The organism is Lacticaseibacillus hulanensis, assembly GCF_004010095.1.
GTDB classification, from domain to species: domain Bacteria; phylum Bacillota; class Bacilli; order Lactobacillales; family Lactobacillaceae; genus Lacticaseibacillus; species Lacticaseibacillus hulanensis.
The window spans coordinates 78,506-98,681 of the sequence record NZ_RRYD01000001.1 but is presented as its reverse complement, the minus strand read 5'-3'; the positions used below and the strand labels follow the sequence as shown (position 1 = coordinate 98,681).

General features: G+C 56.9%; 13 protein-coding genes. 4 read left to right on the top strand and 9 right to left on the bottom strand.

From position 1 onward, the window contains the following. Window positions 1-7 precede the first annotated feature (7 nt). The 6 genes from asnS to EKN00_RS00415 all read right to left on the bottom strand — a co-directional run bounded on the left by asnS (window position 8) and on the right by EKN00_RS00415 (window position 13,400). Window positions 8-1,306: an asparagine--tRNA ligase gene (gene asnS / locus EKN00_RS00440; protein ID WP_127848166.1), complete on the bottom strand. Its 1,299-nt coding sequence runs from the start codon at window positions 1,304-1,306 to the stop codon at window positions 8-10. A 111-nt stretch (window positions 1,307-1,417) separates the two neighbouring features. Beyond that, window positions 1,418-2,605, bottom strand: a complete 1,188-nt coding sequence (locus EKN00_RS00435) for a pyridoxal phosphate-dependent aminotransferase (protein WP_127848165.1) — start codon at window positions 2,603-2,605, stop codon at window positions 1,418-1,420. Between the two features lie 31 nt (window positions 2,606-2,636). After that, on the bottom strand, window positions 2,637-3,122 hold the full coding sequence (locus tag EKN00_RS00430; protein ID WP_127848164.1) for a cell wall elongation regulator TseB-like domain-containing protein: 486 nt from the start codon (window positions 3,120-3,122) through the stop codon (window positions 2,637-2,639). 2 nt (window positions 3,123-3,124) lie between these two features. Continuing rightward, a complete protein-coding gene (locus EKN00_RS00425; protein ID WP_127848163.1) occupies window positions 3,125-5,944 on the bottom strand; it encodes a helicase C-terminal domain-containing protein in 2,820 nt (939 codons plus the stop codon). Between the two features lie 91 nt (window positions 5,945-6,035). After that, window positions 6,036-9,734, bottom strand: coding sequence for a helicase-exonuclease AddAB subunit AddA (gene addA, locus EKN00_RS00420; protein WP_127848162.1), 3,699 nt, complete (start codon window positions 9,732-9,734; stop codon window positions 6,036-6,038). 12 nt (window positions 9,735-9,746) lie between these two features. After that, window positions 9,747-13,400 carry a PD-(D/E)XK nuclease family protein gene (locus tag EKN00_RS00415; RefSeq protein ID WP_127848161.1) on the bottom strand — a complete coding sequence of 1,218 codons (3,654 nt, stop codon included), beginning with the start codon at window positions 13,398-13,400 and terminating at the stop codon, window positions 9,747-9,749. Window positions 13,401-13,579: 179 nt separating this feature from the next. On the opposite strand from EKN00_RS00415, the gene mvk reads away from it, so the two are divergent. From mvk to fni, 3 genes are read left to right on the top strand one after another with little or no spacing between them, the layout of a single operon-like run. Next, the gene (mvk, locus tag EKN00_RS00410) at window positions 13,580-14,509 is read left to right on the top strand and encodes a mevalonate kinase (RefSeq protein ID WP_127848160.1); all 930 of its coding nucleotides are present in this window, start codon (window positions 13,580-13,582) and stop codon (window positions 14,507-14,509) included. 29 nt (window positions 14,510-14,538) lie between these two features. Then, window positions 14,539-15,525, top strand: a complete 987-nt coding sequence (mvaD, locus tag EKN00_RS00405; protein ID WP_127848237.1) for a diphosphomevalonate decarboxylase — start codon at window positions 14,539-14,541, stop codon at window positions 15,523-15,525. Continuing rightward, complete coding sequence (fni, locus tag EKN00_RS00400; protein ID WP_127848159.1) at window positions 15,518-16,561, top strand: type 2 isopentenyl-diphosphate Delta-isomerase; 1,044 nt, start codon at window positions 15,518-15,520, stop codon at window positions 16,559-16,561. Before mvaD ends, fni begins: the two co-directional genes overlap by 8 nt. Before the next feature lie 87 nt (window positions 16,562-16,648). On the opposite strand, the gene EKN00_RS00395 is transcribed toward fni, so the two are convergent. Genes EKN00_RS00395 through EKN00_RS00385 form a run of 3 tightly spaced genes read right to left on the bottom strand, consistent with a single transcriptional unit; the run spans window position 16,649 to window position 19,750 of the window. Then, complete coding sequence (locus EKN00_RS00395; RefSeq protein ID WP_127848158.1) at window positions 16,649-18,010, bottom strand: RsmF rRNA methyltransferase first C-terminal domain-containing protein; 1,362 nt, start codon at window positions 18,008-18,010, stop codon at window positions 16,649-16,651. Continuing rightward, window positions 18,010-18,972, bottom strand: a complete 963-nt coding sequence (locus EKN00_RS00390; RefSeq protein ID WP_127848157.1) for an ABC transporter permease — start codon at window positions 18,970-18,972, stop codon at window positions 18,010-18,012. The genes EKN00_RS00395 and EKN00_RS00390 overlap by 1 nt, the downstream gene beginning before the upstream one ends. 34 nt (window positions 18,973-19,006) lie before the next feature. Beyond that, window positions 19,007-19,750 (bottom strand): class I SAM-dependent methyltransferase, encoded by a 744-nt coding sequence (locus EKN00_RS00385; RefSeq protein ID WP_127848156.1) that lies wholly within the window; start codon window positions 19,748-19,750, stop codon window positions 19,007-19,009. Between the two features lie 239 nt (window positions 19,751-19,989). On the opposite strand from EKN00_RS00385, the gene EKN00_RS00380 reads away from it, so the two are divergent. Next, the gene (locus EKN00_RS00380) at window positions 19,990-20,175 is read left to right on the top strand and encodes a 2-hydroxymuconate tautomerase (RefSeq protein WP_127848155.1); all 186 of its coding nucleotides are present in this window, start codon (window positions 19,990-19,992) and stop codon (window positions 20,173-20,175) included. Window position 20,176 lies beyond the last annotated feature (1 nt).

Here is a 20,176-nt window from a genome sequence, read left to right as displayed (position 1 = left end):
CTTTGCATTAAGGCTTAATGCGGTTAATCATCCGTGGGAATGGAATTGCTTCACGCAGGTGATCCAGCTTGCAGATCCAGGTGATGGCACGTTCGAGCCCAAGACCGAACCCAGAGTGAGGCACACTGCCGTACTTACGCAGGTCGAGGTACCATTCGTACTCACTCAGGTCGAGACCCTTTTTGATGATTTGTTCCTTGAGGGCTTCGTAATCAGTTTCACGTTCAGAGCCACCGATGATTTCCCCGTACCCTTCCGGAGCAAGCATGTCGGCACACAGGTAAACATCGTCGCGGTCAGGGTGTGGCTTCATGTAGAATGGTTTGATTGACTTCGGGTAGTTCATGATGAACACAGGCTGCTCGAACTGATCGGAAATGTAGGTTTCTTCAGGAGCGCCAAAATCGTCGCCCCACTTGGAATCAAAGCCACCCTTTTGCAGCATCTCGATGGCTTCATCGTAGCTGATGCGTGGGTAAGGCAGCTTCGTGTACTTGCGCAGCTGATCAACGTCGCGGTCAAGGAGCTTCAAATCGTAAGCACAGTGGTCGATGACGTTCTGAACCAGGTAAGCAATGTAGCGTTCCTGGACCTTGAGGCTTTCGTCCTGGGTGGTAAACGCCATTTCTGGTTCAAGCATCCAGAATTCGGTCAGGTGGCGCCGCGTCTTACTCTTTTCGGCACGGAACGTTGGGCCGAACGTGAATACCTTACCGTAAGCCATTGCACCTGCTTCGGCGTACAACTGCCCACTTTGGCTCAGGAAAGCGTCGTGGTCAAAGTAATCCGTCTGGAATAATTCGGTTGTGCCTTCAGGAGCGGAGCCCGTCAAGATTGGTGAGTCCATCTTGATGAAGCCGTTGTCGTTGAAGAATTCGTAAGTGGCGCGAATCATTTCGTTGCGGATGTGCATGATGGCAAATGGCCGCTTGCTGCGCAGCCACAGGTGCCGGTGATCAAGCAGGAATTCAATCCCGTGTTCCTTAGGTGTAATTGGGAAGTCTTCACTTTCACCAACAACCTCGATGTCACTGATTTGAATTTCGTAACCGAAGTGGCTACGTGCATCTTCATTAATGACACCCGTAACCCAGAAACTAGTTTCCTGGTGCAGGCCCTTCGCGGTTGTGAAGACCTCTTCGCTTACGTCATTCTTGCGAACAACCCCTTGGAAAAATGCAGAGCCGTCACGCAACTGGAGAAAAGCGATTTTCCCGCTGCTCCGTTTGTCGGTGAGCCAAACCCCGATGGTGACTTCTTCACCAACATGGTCTTTGGCATCGATGATGCTGATACGTTGTGCCATTGTATACTTCTCCTTCTGTCCCGCACTTGCGGTTAAATATGTAGGCCTAGGAATTAACCCCGGCCTCTAAAATACCATTTTTGAACATACGATGCACGTTCTTACCCGTTATTAGGCATTACCGTTCGCGGTGACAAAGCTATTGATGCGCTTTGCAGCCTCAACCAAGTCATCGAGACCCTTGGCGTAACTGAGCCGAATGTAATCGGGCATCCCAAATGCACGGCCCGGAACCACGGCGACACCGGTATCGTCCAGTAGCGCGGTGACGAACTTGTCGGTTGATTCGAAGCCGGTTGCCTTGACCGCCGCCCGGACGTTCGGGAAGAGGTAAAAGGCCCCATCTGGCTTGCCGTCGAATTCAAATCCGGGGATGGCCTTCAGTAGTGGGTAAACAGTGTTGAGTCGTTCTTCAAACGCCTGCCGCATCTTTTCAACGGATGCCTGGTCACCGGTAAACGCCGCAATTGCCGCGTACTGACTGGCCGCGGCGGGGTTCCCCGTTGCGTGGCTGACGATGGTGGCCATTGCCTGGGCCAGCTTCTTTGGTGCTGCAATGAACCCAACCCGCCAGCCGGTCATTGCGTAGGACTTGGATACACCGCTTACGAGGACCGTGTTTTCGACGATGGAGTGGTCCAGCTGCAGCATTGAAGTGTAATTGGCACCGTTGTACACGAGGTCACTGTAGATTTCATCAGCGATGATCAAGATGTTGTGGCGCACAGCCCAGTTACCAATTAGGGTCAGTTCTTGCTTGGTGTAAATCACACCACTTGGGTTTTGCGGACTGTTGAGGACCAGAGCGCGGGTTTTTGATGTTACCACGGCGTCCAAATCATCGACGGTCACCTTGAAGCCCTTCTGGGACTTAACGGCTTGTGGCACCCCACCTGCGAGGCGAACTTGCTCAACGTATGACACCCAGCCGGGCAGCGGAATTAAGACCCCATCACCCTCGTCGAGAATGGCGGTAAAAATGCCGTAGAGCGCGAACTTCGCCCCGTCGGTCGCCACGATTTGGTTTGGTTCGTAACGGTAACCCGTTTTCTTTGCAACGTGGTCCGCGATTGCACGCCGGAGTGCGGGAAGACCCGCTGCTGGGGTGTAAAAGCTGGCACTGCCATCCTTAATTGACGCGATGGCCGCGTTTGCGATGTCATCGGGGGTCGTGAAGTCGGGCTGACCAACGGACAAATCAATGACGTCGGCGCCAGCGGCCTTCATCTGGGCGGTCTTTTGGCTAACCGCGAGTGTTGCGCTTGGATTTACTTGTGCAAGTTTCTTTGCAATGTGCATAGTATTTGCCTCTTTTCCAAATTTGATGCTTCTATAAATCACGAATTACCTTAAGTTGTTGGCCGGTTTCGAAATCGTAAGTGACGTAACCCAGGGTGCCGTTCTTGCTAACGAAGCCGACATCCCAAACGAAGTCCTTACCGCTTTTCCTCAGGGCTGCATTGAGCACCCGCTTTGGGGCAAAATCACGCCAGGTCTTGCGCAAGATTGTGTTGCGGGTGGTTCCGTTGGCCTTGTGCAGCACGTTAACCTTACCTGTTTTCTTGGCAATGACGACGTAGACTGGCTGACCATCGCGGTTACCGCTGACCGTCAAGTAGCTCTTGTCCCGCGTGTTCCACCAGAAGCCGTTGATATCGGTGGTTTTGGCGGACTTAACCGCGATGTGCTCTGCATCACTGCGTACCTTAGCGAACGGATGCATTGCGGACCAGAGGACAAAAATCATACTGCAAACGACCGCGAGAATGATTCCTAGGATAGCCCAGTGCTGCCAAGATTGTTTTGTTCTGCGCATGATTACTTCCTTTCAGTCTCCTGCAAATCTGTTGCCAGTGGCTTTAGCCATTGCTCAATTGCTGCGGGAATTTCCGCTGTGGTCATGAGGTCCGTGTCAACGTGGGGCAACGATTTTTGCATGCCCCGCCCGAACTGCGTCTTGGTGAAACGCGGATCGAGGATGATGAACACCCCCCGATCGTCTTCGCGCCGGATCAAGCGGCCGAATGCCTGGCGCAGCTGCAGCGTGGCGCGCGGCAACGCGTCGACCTTGAACGGGTCCAGCCCGTTTGCCTTCAGCACTTCCGCGCGGGCCTTAACCACTGGGTCGCTTGGGTTAGCAAACGGCAACCTGGTCACGATGACCGATTCCAGTTGCTTGCTTGGATAATCAACGCCCTCGAAGAAACTGGCGGCGCCGAGTAAGACCGCATTCGTGGAGACCGCAAAGCGCCGCGCGATTTTTGCCGCGCTGCCCGTGACCCCCTGCGCCAGAATTTCCTTGTTGCCCGCAACCGGGCGACTGCATAGCTCATTATATACCGCCTTGATGGTATTGAGTGATGTAAAAAGCACTAAGGTTTGGTGTTCATTGTCAACTAGGGCGCTAATGCTGTCGACCAAATACTTAATGTACTCGGGTGTGATAGTCGTTGGCGCTTCCGGGGCGTCACTTGCAAGCAGGATGCGGGCCTGGTCGCGGAACTTGAATGGACTCCGCGTGATGAGCACCTGCTCTGGTTTGAATGAATTGTAGCCCAGCTCGTGGGCGAGAAAATTTGTGCGCCGGCGCACGGTCAGGGTGGCACCGGTGAAGACGGGCGCCGTGAAGTGACTAAGCAGCTCTTGAATGCGCACGCCGGTGTCCACGGCCCGCCACCTGAGTGTGAGGCTGGTCAAGTCGTCCGGGTGTTTGAGCTGAACCAGTGGCACCGTGAGCTCGGTTGTTTGGAGCCGTGGCGTTGCCTCAGCAACATCGTGCACCGCAATGAGCTGCTGCTCAAGGGCACTACTGATTTCGTCGAGACGCTGAAATACTTGGGCGTCACTAGCCACGAAGCGGGAGCGGGTCCTTAGATAATCCGTGCGGAGCTTGGTTGCGACCTGGAGGATCAAGCGGATGTTGCGCTCGAGCTCCTGGGCGCTGTCACCGAAGCGGTTGAAGAATTCCTGCACCTCGCCCTCAGTGAGGACTTGGTTAATTGAACCATTGTGCGGGCGCTGGCGGTGGCTGAAGTAATGGTGGAACAACTGCGTTTGAATGCCCTCCACCGTTTTGAGCGCCCTATTTGCACTCTGCTCCATCTGGGTTAACTGGTAACTCACCAGGGCATCGTGCTGATAAATGCTACTCAGATTATTGGTTTCGGGGTGCGTGATGATTGTTGTCAGGGAATTGAATAGGCGCCGCAGCTGGGTCAGGTTGAAGTGCACCCCCAACCCGGGGGCAACATTATCCGCAAAGCGGTGCGCCTCATCCACAACCAGGTATGGCTGGTCGGCAAATGACGAGTCCTCGTAGTGACGGGCCAAAAAGGCGTGGTTGGTAATGATGAACGTCGCCTGGTCGGCCCGCTCAAGCAGCCGCCGGTAGAAATCAAATTTGAAAAACGGATTGCTCTGGTTGCTACCGAAATCACCGGTGTGGCGAATCCGGCGCATTAACATTGATTGATCCCCGGTCAGGTGCAAATCATCAATGTCTCCAGTCTGCGTCTGCGTGAGCCACACGCAGATGCGCAGTTGCAGAAGTTGGTCGGCACGGTTGAAGTCCCCCGTCATGTGCAGGGTTGTCGCGAATTTGTTGAGGTCGATGAAGTGCCGGGCACTCTTTAGGACCACCGCGTCAAACTTGCTACCGTAAACCTTGCCGAGCTCGGTAAACGTGTTCGAGGCCAGTTGCTGCTGCAAGACCGTTGTGGAGGTGGCGACGATGACCTTTTTTTTCGGCGTCGCGATTGCCGCAAGTGGCGTCAGGTAACCGAGTGACTTCCCGAGCCCGGTTCCCGCCTCGATGAGCAGCGGCAGTTGATCAGTCTTGGCGTTAGCGTAGATTTTGTCCATCATCTTGGCCTGACCGAAGCGGAAGCGCAACTTGGCCGCCTTTAGCGCGTGCCGTTTGGCCTTATCCGTCGCCGGAAAATCGGGTTGCGGTGCCCGCGGGATTGGGGCAGTCGGGTTTGCGACCACTAGATCCTGCACCTGAACGTAATTCTTGGTGATTGCTGGTGCTCTTTGCGCCAAGAACCGAATGTACTCACCCGTTTCCCGCACCAGAAAGTCGCTGCGCGCTGCGATGAGGCGCTGGGTTGGTCCGGGTAGTTTGGTGAATTTTTTGGTTAGTTTCTGGAGGAGACCCGCCGTGCTGATTGCGTCACTATCGGCCTGGTGCGGGTTGTCGTGCTTTATCTCCAGCACCTTCGTCAGGTCGGCTAACCGGTAGCTGGGCTGGTTTGGCAACAGGATTTGGGCCAGCTGCACCGTATCGATGGCCTTGTTCGTGAGTGGTGGTACGCCCACGCGCCTTAATTCAGCGTTGAAAAATGGGTAATCAAAATTAACGTTGTGCGCGACGATGACGCTGTCGCTAAGTAATCCGGCGAGCGCACCGGCCACTTCATCGAAGTACGGCGCACTAACGAGCATGTCGGGGGTAATCCCGGTTAATTGCTGAATTGATTGCGGAACCGGCGCATCCGGATTGACCAGTTGCGATACGGTCTGAATGACGTGCCCCCGCCGAACGAGCGCACACCCGAATTGAATAATACGGCCCCCATTTTTGAGGTCGGGGCCCGTGGTCTCGAGGTCAATCACCGCATAAACGGTGTCTGGATTCATCTAATCACCTTTGTTGTCGTGGCCAAACGCGCCACGCTTTAAAATTTTCAAATTGCGAAGGAGACCCCGCGCAATATACATACGTTTTATTTTACTCTGGATAGTCGCTTAACGCCACCACGCTACCAGTTTCCAGCAAAACGAGGTACGGGTGCACCGTTTTGTGCAACATTGCATTCAAGGCGCGCGCGTACAGGCCAAGCTGGCCCGTGTAGCGGTCCACCACTTCGCGCTCATTGCCGTCTTTGACGTGGTCGGTCTTGTAATCAAACAGCGTCACGGAATCACCGTCAACGTAGTACCCGTCGATAATCCCGTGTACCAGGATGGACTGATCATCACCGGCCATCTGGTCAAATAGGCGGCTGGCCGGCACGAGCATGGCAAACGGTACTTCCCGCTGCACGTTTTCGGCATTTTCGATGAGCTGCTGGCCAAACGGTGTCGCGTAAAAGCGCAGCACATTAGCGGCGTTGACCCGCGCAGCCACGTCTTCGGTCACAACCTGCTGGGTGACGAGCTCCGCCAGTGCGGCAGCGATTGAAGGAGCGGTAATTGGCTGGGTCAGGTCCAGCTCGTGAAGCAGTGCGTGCGTCGCGGTCCCAATCGCCGCCCCGTCCGGTTTTTCAGTATCCTGCATGAACTGTGGTGTCGCCAAATCACTGCCGACACGGTTTTGCCACGGGCTGTTTTGCCCGCTACGTTCGCGCAACTCAAGAATTGATGGGTCGCTGGTGAAGGCACTTTTAATTTCGGAGACGGATTGGAAGCCCGTCGTCGTTGTCGCGGCCGTGAATGGGTACTGAAAATTCAGCCATTTATCGACATCCACGTCGAGGGCAGGCTGCTGATACTGATGATTGCTTTGCGCGCCGAGCTTTGCGGGTGGTTGCGGGTAGAATTGCAGTGAAAATTCGGTTGGGTCTTCCGTGAGCGCGTGGGCATTGGTGCCGGTGTTGCCCGGGAACTGCGGATGGCGCACCAAACTGGCGCCAATCAGGTCGAGCTCAGAACCAGCGTCCAACCGGCTGGCCAATGGTAGCACCGTCTCGTCGGTGTTCGCGAGGCTCCGCCAGTGGTTGATGGTTGTCTCCTCGTCCTTAGTGTTGCCCACGATGAAGAGGCGTTGCTCCGCCCGGGTGAGGGCCACGTACAGCACCCGCATGTTCTCGGCCTGCTCCGCTTCCGCCTTGGCAGCACTCGCCAGGGCAAACTGCGGGGTTGGGACGACCGTGCTGTGCTCCGAGTCGAACCAGTTGATGCCGATGCCGCTGGTATTCAGCACCACCCCAATGTCACCGTGCCCACCGCGGAAGTGCCGGCTGGTGTTCATCAGGAAGACAATCGGGAACTGCAGCCCCTTGCTGCCGTGGATGGTCATCAAATTGACGGCGTTGGTGTTCGGGTCGATGACCACGGGGGTTGCCAGGTCCTGATCACGGTTCATCATGAGTTCAATGAAGTGAACGAACGCGAATACGCCCCGGAAACCGCCCTCCTCGTATGCATGCGCACGTTCGTACAGTGCGTGCAAGTTCGCCTGGCGTTGGCGGCCGCCCGGCAAACCCGACACGAAGTCCAGGTAACCAGTATCGTTATAGATTGCCCAGATCAGGTCAACCAGCTGGTTCATGCGCGCAAGGTCGCGCCACTTGTCCAGCTCATCCATGAAGCGCAGTGCCTTGGCGTGGGCCCTGCTGGCAAGCGGCGTTGCGGCGTCTTGGGCAAAATCGGTCACGAACTTGGTGAATGCGTCGTAGTACGGGATGCTCTTGTCCGTAATCCGGATAACGGCAAGCTCATCGGCGGTCATCCCCACGATTGGTGAGCGCAGCACTGCAACCAGCGGAATTTCTTGCAGCGGATTGTCAATCACCCGCAGTAAGGACAACATCACTTGCAGTTCAGTGGTCTTGAAATAATTCTGTGCGTTGGTCACGACCACCGGAATGCCAGCGTCCGCAAAGACCTGCTGGATGACCAGGTTTTGGCTCCGCGTCGGTTCCAGCAGTGTGATGTCACGGTATTGAATTGGCCGCATCACGCCTTTTTTGCGGTCGAAAATCTGCGTGTCTGTGCTCCCCACAATCTGGTTGATGCGCTCGGCAACAATGCGCACCTGCGCTTCGTCCTTGTCGATTGCATTATCGCCGTCCTCCGCATTTGGCGCGTAAAGGAGCACCTCGGTTTTGGGTTTGAACTCGCCGTAGTCCTTTGCACCGTATTGGAGCAGTTCACCGCCCGTGTAATCGACGGCACCGAGTTGCTTGTCCATTGTTTGCTTGAAGATTAGGTTGGTGAAATCCAGAATGTTCTGGCTGGAGCGGAAATTGTCGGCGAGCGTAATGTGTTCGCCGCGCGCCTTGAAGTCCTGGTCGCTGCCCGTTTGTGCCTCAGCATACGTGTTGTATTTGTCCATGAACATCGTGGGGTCGGCCAGGCGAAAGCCATAGATGCTCTGCTTGACGTCCCCAACCATGAAGCGGTTGCCCGCGCCCTTTTTGCTAACGGCGTCGAGCAGGGCCTCCTGCAGCGGGTTCGTGTCTTGGTATTCATCGACCATGACCGCGTCAAACCCGTCCAGGTAAGCATCCCCCACCTTCATGCCCGTATCGGGATCCTTTGTGGTGAGGATGGTCAGCGCGGCCTGCTCGATGTCGCCGAAGTCCATGACGCGGCGACGGTGCTTTTCCTTCCCGTACGCCACCAAAAATAAGCCGGCGACCTTGCTCAGCTCGCTGACCACTGACTTGGCCCCCGTCAGTGTCCGCAGCAAGTCCTCGGTGTCCAGCATCACGAGCGGGTTGACGTGCTTTTCGATTACCTTTTTCGCCGCATCCCGCAAGCTCTTGGCCTGGTTTTTGGCCGCCTTCAAATCATCGTCCTTCAGCCGGGCCGTTGACCAGGTTGGCCACTTGAGGTCCAGCAGTGCGGTGTGAACAAAACTGTAATCATTCCCGAGCTCATCAACAATTCGGCCAAGATTCTGGCGGTCTGAGGCGATGATTGCATTCCATTTCGCCAGCTCCGGGACGGTGGTAATTTGCTCCGCCTGCTTGAGCAGTGCATCGGCCTCGATCAGCGCTGGGTGCATCGCGCGGGCCAGCGCAACGTTAAACGGAGAACCGGCCGTTAAGTCGGCGGTGTACGCGTTCGGCAATTGCTCAATCCAGGCTTTGGGGTCGGTGGTGGTCATCGCGTAGGTGTAGATGCGCAAAATGAGGTCGCCGAGCACGTCGTCGTGCCAGCCGGTGGCAAAGTTGGTTGTCAGTTCACCGAACGCCTCCGCGTCGTTTGCGTAAAGTTTTTCCCGCAGATCATCCCAGACCCCCTCCTGAATCATGAGTGCCTCAGTCTGGTCGGCGAGGATGCGGAAATTCGGGTCAAGATTGGCCACATAGTAGTATTGTTGCACCACCTGCAGGGCAAAGGCGTCGAGGGTGCTGATGGGGGCGCTGTCGACCAGCCCAATCTGTTGGGTCAGGTGGCGGCGCATGTTGTCATCCATTTCTTTGCGGTGGGCGGTCAGGTACTTCTTCAGCGCGGTGTCGATTTTGGCCTTCATCTCCGCCGCCGCGGCGTTGGTGAACGTGACAACGAGCATGCGCGTCACGTCACCGCCCGCTAATATCTGCCGGCGAATACGCTCCACGAGCACGGCCGTTTTCCCAGAACCAGCAGAAGCAGAAACCAGAACATTGTGGCTGCCAGCGGCGTCATGCGCAAAATCAGGCGTTCCGTCCGTAATGGCCCGCTCTTGATCGGCGGTAAAATTGGGTTCATCTGCCATGGTTATTTCCTCCTACTTAAAATCCTGGTCCGTGTACGGTCGCTCGCCCGCCACTAGCCGCGCCAGCACATCCTTCAGGGACAACTTGGCCAATTCACGGTAACGGTTCCCGGTTAGTGCGGGGTCAAACTGCATGATGCTGGTGTAATCACTCTTGGTAATGCTGTCGGCTTTTTGGTCGTAACGTGCTGGTGCTAGTTCGATGACCCCCGCCAGAATCTGCGCGGCCGCCAAGCGAATCAGCTCGGTGTTGTTGTCCAGTAGCAGCTCAATCTGCGCGGGTGTCACCACTGGCGTTGTCGCGGCTGGAGTTGCGTCTTTTTTGAGTTTGAGCGGGAAAAACGGTGATGATTGACCGCCGCGAAGCGCCCCGGTTTCGTCCGTGAGCGTCGTGTCCAGTGCGGGCAGACTGTCCGTGCCCACAATGATGCCCTGCATCTGCAGCAATGGCAGGAGCAAATCGTCCTTGGTCTCAGTATTAATACCCGCCTGGTATGGCAGACGCGGATTGAAGAGGTGCATGAACACCCCACCAGCCGGCGCGAGTGCACGCTGCTGCAGGCTGCCCGCATTCGAAACGGCGGCGATGTACGTCAGCATTTGCATGCCCAGCCCAAAGTAGGCGTCTTGCGGGGAGAATTTTCGCGCGCTTGATTTGTAATCAACCACCATGAATTCGGTCTGGTCACCGGCCTGGTATTCATCGAGCCGGTCGATGCGGCCACGAACGAGCACGTGCTGATGGCCGGCCGAATCGATGGGCACATCAAGGGCGGGCAGGCTATTACGGCTACCCATCCCGAAGTCAAGTTCTTCAGCGGCGACCTTGAAGGAACTGGCTTGTTGCTCCTTGTGCACGGCCCAGGCAGAGCGGCGCAGGATATTCTGCAGCATCTGCGTGATGAACTGCATGCGCGCTGAGCTGGTTAGCACCGCAAATTCGGGTTGCTCAATCAGCTGCCGAACAAGCTGTTGCACGGTGGCGTCCACCTCGGCACTGGACATGTTGAAAAGACCGCCGCGTTTTTGCGCCTCCGCCAGTAGTTGCTGCATCACCGCGTGGTAGAGCGTGCCGGTATCCGCCGGCGTGAGCGTGAACTCTCGCCGCGGCGTCAGGGCTAACCCGTACTTAACGAAGTATTCAAATGGATTCTTGTAGAAGGTCTCCAGCCGTGAAATCGACACGGCCAGGTGGCGTCCGTACAGCTCTTCCGCCAGGTGCGGCTCGAGGTGTCCGGCACTATTGGTGTAATCCAGACTGGCATCCAGCTGCACGAGCAGTGGCTGCCACGTGGTTTTGCGAAGATGCTCCCCCACCGCCGTCCAGCTCGGAGCAATTGGCGTTTTGGTGTCTTTGAGGGCGCGCAGGATGGTCAGACGGTCACTCAGCAGACTGCGGCTTGTCCCAATCAACTTGCCGACAGAATCATCCGGCGTGGCGTCATTCCAAATCTGCCACGACAAATTAGCCGCCGCTTGCAGACCCGTTACGTAGGCTGATGGTTCGTTTTCGCCCTCTTCCCGGACGGGGTAGCTGATGGTTAATTCCGTGGTTGGGGCGACGAAGACCAGATAATTAATGAACGGTTCGGTCAGCGCGGCGTCGGCACCGGCGTCCGGCAAAAAACACCCGCTGGGCAGAACCGGGCCGAGCACGTGGCGGTCGTCACTGGTCAGGATATCCTTGTCGTCGATTGTGTCCGGCATGACCAAGCTGGTGGCGCCGATGATGTAAACGTACTTGGCGCGGGCAATGCGGGTGAGCCCAGTTTCGGAGACAACCACTTGGTCCAGCGTTGACGGAATTTGGGTGTACGTGGCACTGCCAAAGCCGGCATCCAGCAGGCTGACGAACTGGGTTGCGCTAATCTCCCGCTCACCCCAGACGCTCACAAAGTCATCAAACAAGGTGCACAGGGTGCTCCATGCCTGTTCTTCCCCCTGTGCGCGCGCCAAGTCCCCGGCGTCATTTGCCGCATTGCGCCAGTTCGTGATTTGCGCCCGCACCCCGACTTCTTCGAGGAATTGGTAGACTGCCGTCGCGAGGTCACGGCCGGTTTTGGCACCCTTCAGCGTGGTCATCAGCGGGCCAATCGTGGTGCGCACCAGATCATGAATCTGGTTAATGGCCACGGTGCCAGCGTCATCATCCTCGGCGACCACATCGTCGCTCACGGGGTGTTGGTGCAAGCGAAAATCGACCCACCGCGTTGGGTCAAGCCAGCGCTTTTGGCCGCGAATGCCGGTTGCCAGGACAAAGTTCTCCGTGATGTCGATTGCGTGGCGAAACTCGTGAATTGGCATGTCATGTGGCACCAGCAGCTCGGTCCGCAGCAGGCCAAACACGCTTTGGTAATCAAAATTCCGGTCGAGCAACGCAAATAAGTTGTCAATGAAGGCAACTAGCGGGTGACTATTCATTTGGCGTTCACGGTCAATGAACACGGGCAGGTCGAACTCATTAAACACCGCTTGGACCTTGGTGCTGTACGGTGCCAGGTGGCGGGCCAGGACCAGGAAGTCGCGCATGCGTGCCCCGTCCTGCTGCACGTGCTGGCGAATATCCCGGGCGACGGTGCGCAATTCGGTGTACGTGGTGCTGGCCTTGGCGATGGTGATGCCCTGCCAGTCCACGTGACCATCACCGTTTTCGATGAACTTATCCTGCGGGAACAGGCTGTCGCGCAGGGCGGTGGCGGCCTTGAAATATTTACCCAGGTTCTGGATTCCTGGTTGCAGTTTGCGCGCGGGCGCATAATTGTCGGGCCGAATTGGGGCCGGCGCCATGTCGTTTAGCGGCTGGGCGGCCAGCGCGTGCAGCCGGTGATAGAGGCGCTTGGCCGGGAAAAACAGGTCCGGTGGTGTGGGCTGGTCAATTCCCGGCCGGTCGGTTGTCAGGGCAACCACGGTTTCTTGTGCCCGGTGGATCAGTGTGTTGACCACTGCCTGCTCACGTGCGGCAAAGACGTTGAAGTGGTTGATGAACACGTAGGTATTACGCAAATCCATGTGCTCCAGGTGCGCGTTTAACGCTAGCAACAGGTCGGCAGTACTCAGCAAGCCGCTTGTTTCTTGTTCGTAAGCGGCCAGGATTGTGGCAAGATCCAGCAACTTGGGCAGGTGGCGGTCCCCATCAGCGCTGCGAAGGACTTCCTGACGCCATGCCAGCATGTCTGTGTCGGGTGTTGGGGCGGGCACCTTCACCAGGGCGGCGATGGCCCCGCGTAGGTCAAATGAGGTGATGCCGCCGAGAGCAAGCTGGTCCAGTTGCCGTTGCAGCTTGGCGGTGAAGCCTGGATTGTCTACCTGACCCGCAAAAATCCGCAGCTCGTCGCGGTGGTCGCTCATGATTTTGGCCAGCTGCATTGAACTTGCGGCCGGGGTTAACCGGGGCTGCTGGAAGATGGCGTCACCGTTCAGGTAGTACCATGCCAGCCGGGTGAAACTCATGACCTGCACGCGGCTGGAGGCGAAATACTTGGCGTTCGGGGTCAGGGCGGCCGCCAAGTTGCCGAGGACGTCGATTTCGGATTCGAACTTCAAGTGGTTCGGCACGAGGTACAAAATCTGGGCGTTTGGATTTTGCTTGAGCACCTTGACCATTTTTTCAGTTAAGACTGCTTCGTGATTTGCCAATCCGTCCCCTAGCACAAAGTTTAGACCCATTACGGCTACCTCCCGTGAATTTGCGGCTGTTTCAGCACCAATTCTGGCGTTTTACTTCTGTTTACAATTCTACCATGGATAGTTTGATATAATAGTTGCAGATTTCGTTTGCGCGGTGCTCATTTTGGTGACAAGATGACCTCTGTGTACGAAGAGCAAATCCGGAAGAAGGTTGGCCAATGATACCAGCGATTGGAACAAGTCACGCCAAGACAATTCTATTGGGTGAACACGCCGTCGTTTACGGGGAACCCGCAATTGCAATTCCCGTGCCCACGATTCGGCTGCGGGCGGAGCTGACCCCGCGCAGCGATGAGCGCCAGGTAGTGACCTCCGCCTTTTACAATGGCCGCCTGGAGGATGCAAGCAGCACCCGCTTTGCCGGTGTGGCAACCTTAATTCGCCAACTGCTAGTGGCTTTTGACGCCAAGACGACCGGCTTTGACCTCAACATTATTAGTGATTTGCCACCTGAACGCGGAATGGGTTCGAGTGCCGCAACGGCCGTTGCCATTGTGCGTGCGTTCTACCGGGCGTTTGGCGCCGACCTGCCCCACGACGTGCTCCTGCGCTGGGCTGATGTCTCCGAGCGGGTGATTCACGGTAATCCGAGTGGAATTGATGCAGCAACCACAAGTGCCGAACGCCCCCAGTGGTTGATTCGGGGGAATGAACCGCAAAATCTCGCAATGCCGCACGCGGGTGTTCTCGTGATTGGCGACACCGGGGTTCAGGGACAGACCAAGGCCGCTGTTGGTGCGGTCGCAAAGCGTTACGCCGTGGACGTATTGGCCCGCGACCAGATTATTAGCCTGGGCCGCTTGACCCGCCGCGGCGCCGTGGCGCTCGCGGAGAACAATCTGCTTGAGCTGGGCAAATGCATGAGTGCAGCCCAGTCCAACCTGGCCGCCCTCGGTGTCAGCACGACGCAGATTGACAAGTTGGTCCGTGCGGCGATGCAGGCCGGTGCACTCGGCGCCAAGTTGACGGGCTCGGGGATGGGCGGCTGCGTGATTGCGATTGCCCCCACCGCCGAGATTGCCGAACAAGTTGCGGATGCAATGAGCAGTGCCGGGGCCATTCAGGTTTGGCAACATGAATTTGCCTAACCAGGCTTCTGAAAGGATTTTGGATGATGATAGCAGTTACCGCGCGCGCACATACGAATATTGCGCTGATTAAATATTGGGGCAAGGCCGATGCCGCATTAATGTTGCCCGCAAACAGCAGTGTCTCCCTCACGCTGGACCAGTTTTACACGGATACCAGGGTTGCGTTTAGCCCTCAATTAACCGCCGATACATTCAGTCTGGATGGCGTGCTGCAAACCGGCGCGGCCGTGGCGAAGGTTAGTCGCTTCTTGGATCACGTGCGTGACATGGCGGACATGGACTTGCGCGCGCAGGTGCAGTCAGTCAACCATGTGCCGACAGCCGCGGGGTTAGCCAGTTCCGCGTCGGCGTATGCGGCCATGGCGCTGGCGGCATCGCGGGCGGCGGGCCTGCAGCTGGACCACCCGGCGCTAACCAGGCTTGCGCGGCGCGGATCGGGTTCTGCCAGCCGGTCGATTGATGGCGGCTGCGTAATCTGGCACCGCGGCATCGATGACGAAAGTAGTTTTGCGGAGCCAATTGCGGTGAACCCCGCCCTCGATTTGCGCATGATTGCAATTGTGATCAATCATCACGCAAAAAAGGTGTCATCCCGCGCCGGCATGGCCGAGACGGTCGCCACCTCCCCGTTCTTCCCCGCCTGGGCGCAAACCGCCGAAGCCAACAGCCAGGAGATGGTGGCCGCACTTGCTGGGGATGATTTTAAACTCGTTGGCGAACTTGCTGAACGCAGTGCGCTGATGATGCACGCCACAACGCTAGCCGCCAACCCGCCGTTCACGTACTTCCAGCCCGGAACCCTGGCCGCCCTGCAGTTGGTGCAGACGATGCGGGCCCAAGGGTTACCGGCCTACACCACAATCGATGCCGGTCCCAACGTGAAGGTGCTCACGACCGCGGAGTACGTTGACGCAGTGGCGGATCAATTGGCCCGCCACCTAGATAACCCAATTACCATTTGTGCCCCGGGCCCAGCAGCCCGGGTCTTGCAGGAGGAAACTGTCGATGACTAAACAATCAGTTGCGTCCCACCGCAAAGATGAGCATTATTTTCTGGCCGAAAAATTTTATCAGGAAGACAGCAATTCTGACCTGGATGACGTGCGTTTTATCCGCAGTGCATTGCCAGAGAGCAGCGTGGCGGCGGTTGACATGGCGCCGGGCATTGCGGACTGGCAGTTTCCCCTGCTGATTAACGCGATGACGGGTGGGTCGACGACGACGGGCAAGATTAACGCACAGCTTGCCCGTATTGCCCGGAACCTGCACCTACCGCTAGCAAGTGGCAGTGCATCGGTTGCGCTGAAGGAGCCGGCAGTGCGTGATTCGTTCACCGTGATTCGGCAGGAAAATCCGGACGGGTTCGTGCTCGCGAACATCGGAGCCGATAAGACGCCCGCGGATGCGCAGTTCGTCATCAAGCTGCTCGGGGCGAACATGCTCCAGGTGCACCTGAATGCCGTGCAGGAGATGGTGATGCCCGAGGGTGCCCGGGAGTTCGATTGGCGCGATAATTTGGCGGCCATCATCGCGGCTAGCCCCGTGCCGGTGATTGTCAAAGAAGTTGGTTTCGGAATGCGGCACGATGACTTTGCGGCCATCGAAGCGACTGGAGCTGCAGCCATTGACGTTGGCGGCCGTGGGGGCACGAACTTCGCCAAAATCGAAAATGCGCGCCGCCACGATGCGGATTACAGCGACCTGTTCGGGTTTGGCCAAACGACGGCGGAGTCCCTGATTGAGGCGCAGGGGTGCACCCTGCCGCTGATTGCCACCGGGGGCATTCGGACCCCGCTCCAGGCTGTCGCCGCTCTGCGCCTTGGCGCCAGTGCCGTTGGGTTAGCCGGGCTGGTTTTACACTGGTTGACCAAAACGGATGAGGCAACCACGCAGGCTCGCTTGCAGGCATTCATGAAGGAGATGCGCGACATTGTTGCCCTCCTTGGCTGCACTAATCTGGCGCAGTTGCGGCAGGTCCCGATTGTCACCGACCACCTGGCTCATTATGCGGCCCAGCGCGGATTGACAGTACCGAACGCCGGACTGTAACCTTTAACTTAAACTAAAATAATCCCTTAGGTACGGCAAGCTCGGAGCTTGTCAGCCTAAGGGATTTTGTGTGTCTGCGCTGATGTGCTAGACGCGCAGACCTTTGGGGTACATGTTTTTGATGGTGCCATTCACGAGGTGGCCAAGGGCAAAGCCTTTGCCCTGGTTTGTGAGCAGCACGTGGAATTTGCCCGCCTGCTCCGGTCGGCTGATGGTCAGGCCGTGTCGGTAATCGCGGTACTCCTGATCACTGACTGCAATCGTGCACAAAAAGTCATCAGGGTTCAGGGCCGTTGCGAGGCTGTGGCTGGGGGCAAAACGCTTCTTCTTAAAGGTTCCGAGGTGCAATCCTGGTCGCAGCACGCGGACCTTACCGAATTTCGGTGCGCCATCTGGTTGCAGGTAAAGCTGGTCGCCAAACGCAACTAGGCGGCCGGTGAGCTCGGTGGCGAGATTGTTTGCCTGCCAGTCCTGCCACAGCTGCTTTTGTTCCAGCGAAACCGTGGATTGGTTTTGGTGCTGTTTTTTGCCCTTCTTTTTGGTGTGGGCGGCCGCAACGGGTTCGCCGGGTTTGATGAGCCGCGCACAGAAGTGGCCCTCGCCGCGCTGGATCTGCGGCCACATGCGGATGGTCCCGGCCAAATCTGGATTGCCGTCCGCCCATTCCGGGTGCCCCGGGCGCATGTCCTCCGTGCGGGTGATTGGGTCGATCACCATCCCGTGTTCCTGAACCAACCACGCGGCGATTTGCTCATCCTCCTCGGGGGCAAAGGTGCAGGTTGAGTAGACCAGTTTACCACCTGGTCGCAACATCAGCAGCGCCGCATCCAGAATTTCGCGCTGCCGGTCTGCACATTCCTGCGCATAGCCTTCGTGCCAGTACTGGGTGGCGTCTGGGTCTTTGCGGAACATCCCCTCCCCCGAGCACGGCGCGTCGACCAGAATTAAGTCGAAGAATTCGGGTAAAACCGCCGCCAAGCTGTCGGGGTCGGTGTTGGTCACGATTGCGTTGCGGACACCGAATCGTTCCAGATTGCTCGCCAGTACCTTTACGCGCGTTGGGTGAATTTCGTTGGCCACCAGCAGGCCCGTGTTGGCCATTGAACTAGCCAGGTGGGTTGTTTTGCCGCCGGGCGCGGCACAAAGGTCGAGCACGCGGGTGCCCGGCTGAGCGTCGGCCACGGCCCCCACAACCTGAGCGCTCGGTTCCTGACTGTAGACATAACCGCTGACGTGGTCAATTGCGTTGCCGTCGACATGGCCGCGGTAGCCCCACTTGGAGTAGCTGATTGGATCAGTTAGCGGCAGTGCCACCTGGTCAAAATTGGGCCGCAGCGGATTGATGCGGAAGCCCGCGCCAGCCGGTTCATTGTAGCTGGCAAAAAATGCCGGGGCGTCTGCGCCAAGTAGTTTTGTGTATTTAGAAATGAATCCTTCTGGTAATGACACTATTGTTGTTCCTTTCTTAGGCGCATGTGCATGAACACTTGAGTAGTGATGACGAATACAAGGAATAACCCGATGGCGATAATAACGAGCCGGAAGTGGTTGTTCATGTAGAACCGCCACCAGGAGATTGCACTCCCGACAACGATTGCCCCGGCCATACCGGGCATGTAGTTACTGCCCATTCCCCACAGGTAGCGATTAGTTTGTGGTGCATCAAGGCCCTTAACCTGGGCACGCGGTGCAATCCAGGCGGCCAGCAGTGCAATTAGACTCATGGCGATGGCGGTACCGATGAGGGCGAGCAGCCAGATGGCGTGTAGTTGCCACCACGACTTGTGGCTCGTTTGCGTTTTGGCCACGGTAATCTGGTGCGGCTTGGCCACAAAGATGCGGCTGAAGTCGGACAGCTCACTTTCATCAACGCCATCGACGAATATTTCCACGTTGTTTAGCTGCGGGTCATCGGTTTTGCGGGTTGACGAGGCGTTGATGAAGATGTGGTCGTTCAGCTGGTTTCCCTCCTGTGTACCGACGACGCCGATGACGGGGATGTAGCGACCATTGCTGTAAAGGTAGGATTGTTCCCCCGCCTTGTAGAGCCGCTGCGTGACGTTTGCGCCCACCACCATTACGGGCAGGGTTGAATCGAAGTCAGCTGAGGAGAAAAAATGCCCGGATTTAATCGGCAACGTGGTGTACTCGCCCTTCGCGTAGAACAGGGTCTTGTTGCGACTGACGGCAAATTGCACCTGGTAGTCGTTCAGGTCATCGATTTGTTCCAGCTGTTTAATTGCGGTGCTAACTGTCTTGGTGCTCTTCGTGTGGTACACAAAGGCTTGGTCGGACAGGCCGGAATGGTTCAGCACGTTGGCGTATTCAGCTTGATCGGCATTACTGAGTGCCAGCCCGGCCAAAACCGCGACGAGAACGCCCAGAATATTGATGATTGCGTGTCTTAACACCGTTTTTCCCGCTTTCTAATTATAGTTTGAAATGTTAGTGCATCAGGTAAATGTGGTCCCCCACCTGATCAAACTTCCGGAAGGCTTGGTTCAGTTGCAGGAGTTTCTTGTCGGGGACCATGCGTGCCTCCCGCCAGAACAAGTTGCTGTTGGTGATGCCAAAACGGTCGCCAATCACAAACAGCTCGAGCTGCGGAAAATGGGTGCGAATGGTTTGGAGCAGGTGCGCGTCGCTTGGGTCACGGTCCGGGCTCCACGCCATGATGACGGCGTCTACCTGGTTGCCGTATTCCCACAGCGCACTGGTGGCGGTTGCCGCCTCCACCTTGGTCCACGGGGTTTTACCCGTTCCGTTTTCGGATACCCAAGTTAGTGCGTCGGTGCTGATGACCTTGGCGCCAGCACTTCTGAAACCGTAGCTTAGCAGGCCATTGCCCGCCGCAACTTCCAGGTAGCGCCGATTGGGGTACAGGCCCATCCATTTGGTAATTAGGTCCTGGGTGATGTACGCCCAGACACCATAGTGGTAAGCGAGGTACCAGCGAAAATTGCCGAGCAGGTGGTCGAGAGCCACGAGTTCTTCAATCTTGCCGTTCGGGACGGTTCCGGCCATGGCGATGGTCGTAATGTCTAAGCCCAGCCGGGGTAGTTGGTGCTCTGGCAGACGCCTAGCGATAATCGCGTCGCGCGCGGAAGTCAGTGGGGTCAGCTGGCTTGTAACGGCCGGCAACCGCTGATATTTATCCCCTAATGTCTTGACCCGTTCCCAATAGCGCATGTCGAAAGTCCCCACTTAGTTTAGTCTCGCATAAAATTATAACACGAGAAGCCCCGCGGCGGTGGCGGATCAAGCTGCCCGCGGGTTTGTGCAGCCGGCCGGGGCCCTTTAATCTGACTGTCCCGCGTCTGTGCCAGTAACCATTACCCCGCCACTTTCCCGCAGCAAGTGTGTGACGGGCTGACCAAAATATGCGATAATTGAACAGTTAAAATTATGTTTAAAAAGGGGAAATTATTATGCCATTAGTTCACATCGAGCTGATTGAGGGCCGCACACAGGCGCAATTAAGCCAGCTTTGCAAGGACGTTACCGCTGCAATCGTTAAGAACACGGGTGCTCCAGCTGAACACGTGCACGTGGTGCTCAGCGAAATGGCCAAGGACCGTTACGCTGTTGGTGGCACTTTGAAGTCCGAAGAATAAT

Excerpts from the sequence above, each read along its gene's own strand:
- asnS (WP_127848166.1), bottom strand. The coding sequence starts at position 1,306 with ATGGCACAACGTATCAGCATCATCGATGCCAAAGACCATGTTGGTGAA.
- EKN00_RS00435 (WP_127848165.1), bottom strand. The coding sequence starts at position 2,605 with ATGCACATTGCAAAGAAACTTGCACAAGTAAATCCAAGCGCAACACTC.
- EKN00_RS00430 (WP_127848164.1), bottom strand. The coding sequence starts at position 3,122 with ATGCGCAGAACAAAACAATCTTGGCAGCACTGGGCTATCCTAGGAATC.
- EKN00_RS00425 (WP_127848163.1), bottom strand. The coding sequence starts at position 5,944 with ATGAATCCAGACACCGTTTATGCGGTGATTGACCTCGAGACCACGGGC.
- addA (WP_127848162.1), bottom strand. The coding sequence starts at position 9,734 with ATGGCAGATGAACCCAATTTTACCGCCGATCAAGAGCGGGCCATTACG.
- EKN00_RS00415 (WP_127848161.1), bottom strand. The coding sequence starts at position 13,400 with ATGGGTCTAAACTTTGTGCTAGGGGACGGATTGGCAAATCACGAAGCA.
- mvk (WP_127848160.1), top strand. The coding sequence starts at position 13,580 with ATGATACCAGCGATTGGAACAAGTCACGCCAAGACAATTCTATTGGGT.
- fni (WP_127848159.1), top strand. The coding sequence starts at position 15,518 with ATGACTAAACAATCAGTTGCGTCCCACCGCAAAGATGAGCATTATTTT.
- EKN00_RS00385 (WP_127848156.1), bottom strand. The coding sequence starts at position 19,750 with ATGCGCTATTGGGAACGGGTCAAGACATTAGGGGATAAATATCAGCGG.
- EKN00_RS00380 (WP_127848155.1), top strand. The coding sequence starts at position 19,990 with ATGCCATTAGTTCACATCGAGCTGATTGAGGGCCGCACACAGGCGCAA.